General features: G+C 64.5%; 8 protein-coding genes and 1 pseudogene. 1 reads left to right on the forward strand and 8 read right to left on the reverse strand.

Annotation, left to right across the window (positions count from 1 at the left end; all coding sequences use genetic code 11):
- Positions 1-629, reverse strand: a pseudogene (locus tag DBR22_RS14810) (acetyl-CoA C-acyltransferase); the annotation flags it as partial.
- On the reverse strand, positions 619-2,025 hold the full coding sequence (locus DBR22_RS14815; protein ID WP_108599654.1) for a class I adenylate-forming enzyme family protein: 1,407 nt from the start codon (positions 2,023-2,025) through the stop codon (positions 619-621). The gene DBR22_RS14815 and the pseudogene DBR22_RS14810, both read right to left, overlap by 11 nt.
- A 60-nt stretch (positions 2,026-2,085) precedes the next feature.
- On the opposite strand from DBR22_RS14815, the gene ypfJ reads away from it, so the two are divergent.
- Positions 2,086-2,967 (forward strand): KPN_02809 family neutral zinc metallopeptidase, encoded by an 882-nt coding sequence (gene ypfJ / locus DBR22_RS14820; protein ID WP_108599655.1) that lies wholly within the window; start codon positions 2,086-2,088, stop codon positions 2,965-2,967.
- 113 nt (positions 2,968-3,080) lie between these two features.
- Here the strand turns inward: ypfJ and DBR22_RS14825 are convergent, their stop codons facing one another.
- The 6 genes from DBR22_RS14825 to DBR22_RS14850 form a co-directional block, all read right to left on the reverse strand.
- On the reverse strand, positions 3,081-3,413 hold the full coding sequence (locus tag DBR22_RS14825) for a metal-sulfur cluster assembly factor (RefSeq protein WP_108599656.1): 333 nt from the start codon (positions 3,411-3,413) through the stop codon (positions 3,081-3,083).
- A 12-nt stretch (positions 3,414-3,425) separates the two neighbouring features.
- Positions 3,426-4,211: a Fe-S cluster assembly ATPase SufC gene (gene sufC / locus DBR22_RS14830; protein ID WP_108599657.1), complete on the reverse strand. Its 786-nt coding sequence runs from the start codon at positions 4,209-4,211 to the stop codon at positions 3,426-3,428.
- Positions 4,212-4,311: 100 nt separating this feature from the next.
- Complete coding sequence (locus DBR22_RS14835; protein WP_108599658.1) at positions 4,312-4,671, reverse strand: non-heme iron oxygenase ferredoxin subunit; 360 nt, start codon at positions 4,669-4,671, stop codon at positions 4,312-4,314.
- A 15-nt stretch (positions 4,672-4,686) separates the two neighbouring features.
- A complete protein-coding gene (gene sufD, locus DBR22_RS14840) occupies positions 4,687-5,973 on the reverse strand; it encodes a Fe-S cluster assembly protein SufD (RefSeq protein ID WP_108599659.1) in 1,287 nt (428 codons plus the stop codon).
- A 2-nt stretch (positions 5,974-5,975) separates the two neighbouring features.
- Positions 5,976-7,439: a Fe-S cluster assembly protein SufB gene (gene sufB, locus DBR22_RS14845; protein WP_108599660.1), complete on the reverse strand. Its 1,464-nt coding sequence runs from the start codon at positions 7,437-7,439 to the stop codon at positions 5,976-5,978.
- A partial coding sequence (locus tag DBR22_RS14850; protein ID WP_108599661.1) for a helix-turn-helix transcriptional regulator occupies positions 7,439-7,995 on the reverse strand: 557 nt, incomplete at its 5' end. The genes DBR22_RS14850 and sufB, both read right to left, overlap by 1 nt.

The following is a 7,995-nucleotide window of genomic DNA, read 5'->3' on the forward strand; positions in this document are numbered from 1 at the left end:
CTGATGCTTCCCTCCGGCGTTTCCACCTGCGTGATTTCGGCGTCGAACAATCCCGCTTTGCCCGCCGCGACGGCACGTTGGTGGCTTCCGAGCGAAAAGGCGTCCTGCCGGTCCCTGCTGATGTCAAAGCGGGCTGCCACGTTCTCGGCGGCCACACCCATGTCAGGGTCCCCGAAGCTGTGCGGCACAAACTGCGCGCGGGGGAAAAAGTCAGGTTCGCCGTCGTCGTTCCGGTGGGCGCGCAACGGTGCGGTGCTGATGCTTTCCACTCCCCCGGCGAGATAGATCGGGCTGCCGCCGGCGGCCACCAGCCGGGCTGCCAGGGCAATGGCATCAAGTCCTGAACCGCATTGCCGGTCCACGGTCAGGCCGGGCACGCTGACCGGAAGCCCGGCGTCCAACAGGGAAAGGCGGGCAACATTACCGCCGCCACCCACAGCATTGCCAATCACCACGTCCGTGATGGCTTCGGCCGGAACGTTGCTCTCAGCGAGCAGTTGCGCCAGGACCGGTGCCAGCAGTTGGTGGGCACGCAGGTCTTTCAGCGCGCCGTTCGCGCGGCGGATTGCCGTCCGCCGGGCCGCGATGATCACCGGCTGCCGGCCGGGCGGCAGCTGATCAGCGTTCAAGGTGCCGTACCCTCTGGTCACGTGAGCCAATCCACTCCAGCAGCATGTTCCGGCTGACTTTGCCGCGGTCGGTGGTGGGGAGTTCGGACAGGGCAAAGTATTGGTGGGGGCGTTTGTCGCGGGGCAGGATGCTTTCGAGCCCGGCCTTGAGCTGGGTCGCTGTGATTCCGCCGTGAGACGGGACCACACCGGCAACAACACGCTGGCCGCGCAGATCGTCCGCCATCCCGGCAGCCACAGCTGCAGCGACGCCCGGAATTGAGGCCAGGGCCAGCTCCACCTCGTGCGGATAGACGTTTTTACCCGACGTCAGGATCATGTCCGAACGCCTGCCCAGGATGTGCAGTTCTCCGTCCGCGAGGTAGCCCTGGTCTCCCACAGTGAACCAGCCGTCGAAGGACCGGAGCGCCTGGCCGTCGTCACCCCACAGGTAGCCGTTGCTGACCATGCCGCTGCGGACGCAGATGTTGCCGGCCTCGCCGGCGGTCAGTTCAGACCCGTCGTCGTCAAGGATCCTGACCTCGACGCCGGGGAACGGATGTCCGATCCCGGTGCCGCCGGCGTCCAGGGGCTCTCCGGCCGCAAGGCCGGCCCCGGAGACAAAACTGAGTTCGGAGGCTCCGTAGTACTCGAAGATGGTGGCGTTCGGCGCCCAGCGCCGTGCGGCTTCGAGGGTGCGTGCATCGAGCTTGGAACCGGCGCAGATGATTGTTTTCACTCCGGAGGCGTCCACGCAGCCGGTCAGCCCACGCTCGCTCAGCAGCCGCAGCATGGTGGGTACCAGCACCAGCCGGGTGACGCCGTCGTGCGTGATGGCGGCGTGGACATCACCGACGTCGAAACTTTCCAGGGTCTGGAACTCGGAGCCGGCGTACAGGCACTCTGCGAGGGCATAGAGGTTCAGGCTCGATACCAGCGGGCCTGGCGCAAGGGTGACGTCGTCCGGGCGGAGGCCGAAGAATTCTATGGATGCCTCGAAGGAACGCTGCCAGGATTTCCGGGACCGGGTAAAGGCCTTCGGCACAGACGTGGTTCCGGAAGTCAGACCGATCAGGAATGTCGAGTCCGGCGGCCCGTCAGCCAGCGGATCATCTCCGGACACCGGAAAAGGCTGCGCCGACTCTTCCAGCCGCTGCACAATTTCCTCATGCAGCGCCGTGGGCCAGGCGGGGTCCAGGACTGCGCATTGGCGTCCGCCGGCTACGGCAGCGGCGAACCGGACCGGGAAGTCAATGGAGTTTGTTTCCGCCAGGACTGTGACGCCGGCCGAAGCGGGCACGGCACCTGTGGCGGAGTCGCGGAGGTCAGCCCAGCTGAGCCGCCGGCCAGCCACCACAACGGCGGTGTTGTCGGGGCGTTCGTTGGCCCAACGCTGGATCTTATCGAGAAAAGGCATCGTCCCAACTTTACCGGCCGGGCTCGGCTAGGGACCGCCCGTAAAGGCTATTGTGACTTTATGAGCTTCAATGACAATGTCCAACTGGACCCCTCCCAGGTGCAGGACCGGCGCGGCATGGGCCGCGGTGCCAAGATCGGCGGCGGCATCGGCGGCGGCCTTATCCTCCTGATCGCAGCGCTGCTCGGCGTCAACCCTGCCCTCCTTGAAGGCCTGACCGGCGGCGGTACTGCAGAGCAAAGCCAGGGCACCGCTCCCGCCTGCGCTACCGGTGCGGACGCCGACGCGCGGCTTGACTGCCGGATCACCGGAACCGTGAACAGCCTTAACGCGTTCTGGCCGGCCTACCTCAAGGACTACAACGTCCAGTACCCCCAACCGGAAACGGTCATCTTCGCCGGGGGAACCAATACGGGCTGTGGTGCGGCCACCAGCGCCGTGGGCCCGTTCTACTGCCCGGCGGACACCACCGCGTACTTCGACCCCGGCTTCTTCCAGGAACTGGTGGACCGGTTCGGTTCCTCCGGCGGGCCGCTGGCGCAGGAATATGTAGTGGCACATGAGTTCGGCCACCACGTCCAGAACGTGCTGGGGTACCTCGACCGGGCCCAGCAGGATCCGCAAGGCCCGGAATCGGGCGCCGTCCGGGTGGAGCTCCAGGCCGACTGCTATGCCGGTCTGTGGACGCGCTACGCCACCACCCAGGCCGGTCCCGACGGCGGCCAGCCCTTCCTGGAACCGCTGACCGAACAGGACCTGAAAGATGCCCTGTCAGCCGCCTCGGCAGTGGGCGATGACCGTATCCAGGAAGCCGCCACAGGCCGGGTGTCACCCGAAGCCTGGACGCACGGCTCCAGCGAACAGCGCCAGAAGTGGTTCTACCAGGGCTACACCTCAGGCGACATCAACCAGTGCGACACCTTCGCGGCCCCTACACTCTGATTTCCGCCCACCGGTGGATCGGTGGGCCGGCGGGGAACGACGACGGCCGGTGACCTTCGCTGTGAAGGTTACCGGCCGTCGTCGTACGTGTTTGGATTTCCGCTGGCGGAAGGTCAGATGTTGAAGCCGAGGGCCCGCATCTGGTCCTTGCCGTCATCGGTGATCCGCTCGGGACCCCAAGGCGGCATCCATACCCAGTTCAGGCGCCAGTCATCAACAACGCCATCCAGGGCCTTGCCGACCTGCTCTTCGATGACATCGGTGAGCGGGCAGGCGGCCGTGGTGAGCGTCATGTCGATCAGCAGGGCGCCGTCGTCGTCGGAATACTTCAGGCCGTAGAGGAGCCCGAGGTCGACGATGTTTACGCCGAGTTCGGGGTCGATGACGTCCTTGAGTGCCTCTTCGACATCCTCGAGGCCCGTGCGGGCCGCATTGATTTCGGTCATGGCAAGTCCTTACTAGGCCTGTGAGGCGGCGATCGTGGCTGCGCCGGCGCCAGTGGCGTACCGGTCGTAGCCTTCTTCTTCGAGGCGGTCGGCGAGCTCCGGGCCGCCTTCTTCAACAACCTGGCCGTCAACGAAAACGTGGACGAAGTCAGGCTTGATGTAGCGCAGGATGCGGGTGTAGTGCGTGATGAGCAGTGTGCCCATGTTGCCCGTCTCGTGGGCACGGTTCACACCTTCGGAGACAACCTTCAGGGCGTCAACATCAAGGCCTGAATCGGTCTCGTCCAGAATGGCGAACTTCGGCTTGAAGAGTTCCAGCTGGAGGATCTCCACGCGCTTCTTCTCGCCGCCGGAGAAGCCTTCGTTGACGTTGCGCTGGGCGAAGTCGGCGTCGATGCGCAGCTGCGCCATGGCGTCCTTGACTTCCTTGGTCCAGGTGCGCAGCTTGGGTGCTTCGCCGTCAATGGCGGTCTTTGCAGTGCGCAGGAAGTTGGTCATGCTGACACCGGGGACCTCCACGGGGTACTGCATGGCCAGGAAGAGGCCGGCACGGGCCCGCTCGTCAACGCTCATGGCGAGGACATCTTCGCCGTCGAGCGTGATGGTTCCGCTGGTGACGTTGTAGCGCGGGTGGCCGGCAATGGTGGATGCCAGGGTGGACTTGCCCGAACCGTTGGGGCCCATGATGGCGTGGGTCTGACCGGTCTTGATGGTCAGGCTGACGCCCTTCAGGATCTCCTTGGTGCCCTGCTCCGTGTCAATGCTGACGTGCAGGTCCTTGATCTCAAGAGTAGACATAGATCTTGTTCTCCTCTGCACCGTGCCCTCCGGCTGCGGTGCGGTCTGTATCTGGAAGTTTCGGTTCTGTTGCTGTGTGCCGTGCTGACGGCTGATGCTGCTAGCTGAAGTTCGGGGCTTCTGCTCCGTTGAGGACGTTCGTGAAGTCCACATAGACCTCGTCGCCGTGGATCTCGACGGCGAACACCGGTACCGGATCGTAGGCGGGAAGCTGGAGCGGCTCGCCGCTCCGCAGGTCGAACTGGGAACCGTGGCCCCAGCATTCGATCATGCATCCCTCAACCTCGCCCTCGGACAGTGAAATGTCCGCGTGGGAGCAGGTGTCCCCGATGGCGTGGATCTCGCCCATGGAATCCTTGACGATGGCTACGGGGTAGTCATCGATCAGGATCCGCAGGGCCTGCTTGAGCTGGATCTCATCCGTCTTGCAGACAAACTCGCCCTTTGGCTGTTCAGTCATCGTGTTCCGGGCCGCCTAGTTGTTCGTCACGGCGAGTTCACGCTCAACAGCGTCGGTCAGCCGCTCTTCGAGGGCGGGAACCTTGATCTGCTGGATGATCTCGTGCAGGAAGCCGCGGACCACCAGGCGGCGGGCAACGTCTTCCGGGATGCCGCGTGCCATCAGGTAGAACAAGTGCTCGTCATCCAGCCGGCCGGTGGCGCTGGCGTGGCCGGCTCCCTTGATCAGGCCTGTTTCGATCTCCAGGTTCGGCACGGAGTCGGCGCGGGCGCCGTCCGTGAGGAGCAGGTTCCGGTTGGCCTCGTAGCTGTCGGTGCCTTCGGCTTCCTTGCGGATCAGGACGTCGCCCACCCACACGGCGTGGGCGTTGCGGCCCTGCAGTGCGCCCTTGTACAGGACGTTGGAGGTGCAGTTGGCCACCGCGTGGTCAACGAACAGCCGCTGTTCCAGGTGCTGGCCGGCGTCCGCGAAGTACAGGCCAAGCATTTCCGCTTCGCCGCCGGGGGCGGTGAAACGTGCCGACGGCGTGACGCGGACCAGGTCTCCACCGAGGCTGACGACGACGTGCTTGAGCTTGGCGTCGCGGCCGATCTTTGCCTGCTGGGAGGACGCGTGGACGGCGTCGTCGTTCCATTCCTGGAGCGAGACGACCGTCAGGTCGGCACCGTCTTCGACAACAATTTCAATGTTTTCCGAAACAACAGCCGAACCCTGGTGGTCGAGGACCACCACGGACTTGGAGAACTTCTGCGCCACAATCACCAGGTGCTGGGCAGCTGCCACAGTGTCCTGGCCGGTGATGACCACGTTGATCTCGGTGCCGGCTTCAAACTCGGCCGGGATGGTCAGGACGGTGGCTTCGCTGAAGTTCTCCCAGGCGTTGGCGGACACACGGTCCTCCGGGATGCCGGCGGACCCGATGCGCTTGTCATCACGGGACACGGTCTCCACGGTGACCTGCTCGGGGCCGCTGACGGTGACGGACGGGGCCGCACCTTTCAGGACCTCGCTGTGGAGGCCGCGGAGGCGCTTGAGCGGGGTGAACCGCCAGTCCTCCTCCAGGCCGGTGAGCGGCTTGAAGTCCGCCAGCTTGTAGGAGGTCAGGCGGCCGGCGCGCGAGCTGTCCGGAACGCCCACGCCGCCGCCGTGCGAATGGCGCTTGACTGCTTCGCCGGCAAGGGGTGCCTTCGAAGCTGCCGCGTTGATCGGAGACAGGCTTTCGCCTTCTTCGGTGAAGCCGTTAATGAACGGCTGGGCTGAGGGGGCGCCGATGCGGGCCTTTTCAGTAGTGATTTCAGTCATCGTTATCCGACGGACCCTTCCATCTGCAGTTCAATCAGGCGGTTCAGCTCAAGTGCGTACTCCATGGGGAGTTCGCGGGCGATCGGCTCGATGAAGCCGCGGACGATCATCGCCATGGCCTCGTCTTCGCGCATGCCGCGGGACATCAGGTAGAAGAGCTGTTCTTCGCTGACCCGTGAAACGGTTGCTTCGTGACCCATGACCACGTCATCCTCACGGATGTCGATGTACGGGTAGGTGTCAGAACGGCTGATGGTGTCCACCAGGAGCGCGTCACAGCGCACGGTGTTGGCCGAGTGCTTGGCACCTTCGCGGACCTGGACCAGGCCGCGGTAGGCAGCACGTCCGCCGCCACGGGCGACTGACTTGGAAATGATGGAGCTCTTGGTGTTCGGTGCGATGTGCACCATCTTCGAGCCGGTGTCCTGGTGCTGGCCGGCGCCGGCGAAGGCGATGGACAGGGTCTCGCCCTTGGCGTGCTCACCCACCAGGTACACAGCCGGGTACTTCATGGTGACCTTGGAGCCGATGTTGCCGTCGACCCATTCCATGGTGGCGCCCTCTTCGCAGATGGCACGCTTGGTCACCAGGTTGTACACGTTGGTGGACCAGTTCTGGATGGTGGTGTAGCGGACGCGGGCGCCCTTCTTGACGATGATTTCCACCACGGCGGAGTGCAGCGAGTCCGAGGTGTAGATCGGAGCCGTGCAGCCTTCGATGTAGTGGACGTAGGAGTCCTCGTCCGCGATGATCAGGGTCCGCTCGAACTGGCCCATGTTCTCGGTGTTGATGCGGAAGTACGCCTGCAGCGGGATGTCCACGTGGACGCCCTTGGGAACGTAAACGAAGGATCCGCCGGACCAGACGGCCGTATTCAGCGAAGCGAACTTGTTGTCGCCCACCGGGATGACCGTGCCGAAGTACTCCTGGAAGATCTCCGGGTGTTCGCGCAGCGCGGTGTCGGTGTCCAGGAAGATGACGCCCTGCTGTTCCAGGTCCTCACGGATCTGGTGGTACACCACCTCGGACTCGTACTGTGCTGCCACACCGGATACCAGGCGGCTGCGCTCAGCTTCCGGAATACCCAGTTTTTCGTAGGTGTTCCGGATGTCCTCGGGCAGGTCCTCCCAGGTGGCGGCCTGCTTCTCCGTGGAGCGCACAAAGTACTTGATGTTGTCGAAGTCGATGCCGGAGAGGTCTGCACCCCAGGTGGGCATGGGCTTGCGGTCGAAGTACTTCAGGCCCTTCAGGCGAAGGTCGAGCATCCATTCCGGCTCGCTCTTTTTGTCCGAGATGTCCCGGACCACTTCGTCGTTGATGCCGCGGCGGGCGTTGGCGCCGACGTCGTTCTTGTCGGACCAGCCGTACTCGTACGTGCCGATGCCGTGGAGCTCGGGATTCTTTTCAAGAATCTCGGAGATCACAGTGTCTTCGGCTACCGCTTTCTCTGATAGTTGGTCCGTCATCACGGCCTTTCTTGCTGATGGTTGTTTACTTCAACCAGGCTGGCGGTGGCGGTCCGGGGGACATGAGATCCTCCGGCGGCCAGCCGGCCTGTAGGTATATGGGTGGTGCAGACGTGACCGCCGCGCGCCAGCGTGGAAAGCCGGCGGACATCGACGCCCACCAGCCTTGCGAATACCTCGGTCTCCACGTCGCAGAAGACGGGGAACTGGGCGGCGAGCTGTTGGATGGGGCAGTGTCCCTGGCAAAGCTGGACACTGGACAGGGCCGCCGGCAAAGGGGCCTTGGCCGGGATTTCTGCGGCCGAGGCCACAAAGCCGTCGCGGCTCAGGGCCGCTGAGAGCGCCCGGGCCCTGGCGGTGATGTCCGGGCCGGCCTGCTCGATTTCGGGTGCGTAGCGGGCTTCCATTTCGGAGAAACGGTCGACGGCGAACTGGCGGACGGCTTCGTCGCCCGCGACGGCCTGGAGCTGCCTGAGCGCCAGGCTGGCGATGTCGAGGTAATCGTTGCCCAGGGACGACTGCCCCTGGGAGCTGAGTACATAGCGGCGGGCGGGAC

The sequence above is a fragment of the Arthrobacter sp. HMWF013 genome (genome assembly GCF_003061105.1).
Classification (GTDB): domain Bacteria; phylum Actinomycetota; class Actinomycetes; order Actinomycetales; family Micrococcaceae; genus Arthrobacter.